Consider the following 1,481-nt stretch of genomic DNA (forward strand, 5'->3'; position numbering starts at 1 on the left):
GCCGGGCACGTTGTTGGGTCCTGAGGGAATGGGCCCGGCCCCACGGTCTTCTGACTGTTGGGGCTGGTCTGTTGTCTCGGGAAGGTTCCGATCCTCGGATGATCCACGAACCGCCGGTCTTGTGACCGGTAGGCGTCGGTCGTGTGTCTGTGGGAATCGGTTGTTGTTTGAGAACTGCACAGTGGACGCGAGCATCTGTGGCCAAGTTGTTAAGGGCGCACGGTGGATGCCTAGGTACCAGGAACCGATGAAGGACGTGGGAGGCCGCGATAGGCCCCGGGGAGCTGTCAACCGAGCTGTGATCCGGGGGTGTCCGAATGGGGAAACCCGGCAGTCGTCATGGGCTGTCACCCGCACCTGAATATATAGGGTGTGTGGAGGGAACGCGGGGAAGTGAAACATCTCAGTACCCGCAGGAAGAGAAAACAACCGTGATTCCGAGAGTAGTGGCGAGCGAAATCGGATGAGGCTAAACCGGTCACGTGTGATACCCGGCAGGGGTTGCGTGATCGGGGTCGTGGGAGTGTGCTTGATCGGTCTGCCGGCCGGTCGGCGAGTCAGAAACCGTACATGTAGTCGAAGGACATGCGAAAGGTCCGGCGTAGAGGGTAAGACCCCCGTAGACGAAACATGTGCGGCTTGCTTGCGCATTTCCCAAGTAGCACGGGGCCCGAGAAATCCCGTGTGAATCCGGCGGGACCACCCGCTAAGCCTAAATATTCCCTGGTGACCGATAGCGGACTAGTACCGTGAGGGAAAGGTGAAAAGTACCCCGGGAGGGGAGTGAAATAGTACCTGAAACCGTGTGCCTACAAGCCGTGGGAGCGTCGTCATCCGCGTTTAGTCGTGGGTGGCCGTGACTGCGTGCCTTTTGAAGAATGAGCCTGCGAGTTTGCGGTGTGTGGCGAGGTTAACCCGTGTGGGGTAGCCGTAGCGAAAGCGAGTCCGAACAGGGCGATTGAGTCGCGCGCCCAAGACCCGAAGCGGAGTGATCTAGCCATGGGCAGGGTGAAGCGCGGGTAAGACCGTGTGGAGGCCCGAACCCACCAGGGTTGAAAACCTGGGGGATGACCTGTGGTTAGGGGTGAAAGGCCAATCAAACTCCGTGATAGCTGGTTCTCCCCGAAATGCATTTAGGTGCAGCGTCGTGTGTTTCTTGCCGGAGGTAGAGCACTGGATTGTTGATGGGCCTCACCAGGTTACTGAGATAAGCCAAACTCCGAATGCCGGTAAGTGAGAGCGCGGCAGTGAGACTGCGGGGGATAAGCTCCGTGGTCGAGAGGGAAACAGCCCAGAGCACCGACTAAGGCCCCCAAGCGTGCGCTAAGTGGGAAAGGATGTGGAGTCGCAGAGACAACCAGGAGGTTGGCTTAGAAGCAGCCACCCTTGAAAGAGTGCGTAATAGCTCACTGGTCAAGTGATTCCGCGCCGATAATGTAGCGGGGCTCAAGCGCACCGCCGAAGTCGTGTCATTCGTACAC

The 1,481-nt window shown here is 58.7% G+C and carries 1 rRNA gene (running past one end of the window); it reads left to right on the top strand.

What is annotated here, in order from left to right:
- Positions 1–199: 199 nt before the first annotated feature.
- A 23S ribosomal RNA gene (locus ACFZBU_RS47870) occupies positions 200–1,481 on the top strand (it continues 1,946 nt past the right edge of the window).

This window comes from Embleya sp. NPDC008237 (genome assembly GCF_042956465.1).
Taxonomy (GTDB): Bacteria; Actinomycetota; Actinomycetes; order Streptomycetales; family Streptomycetaceae; genus Embleya.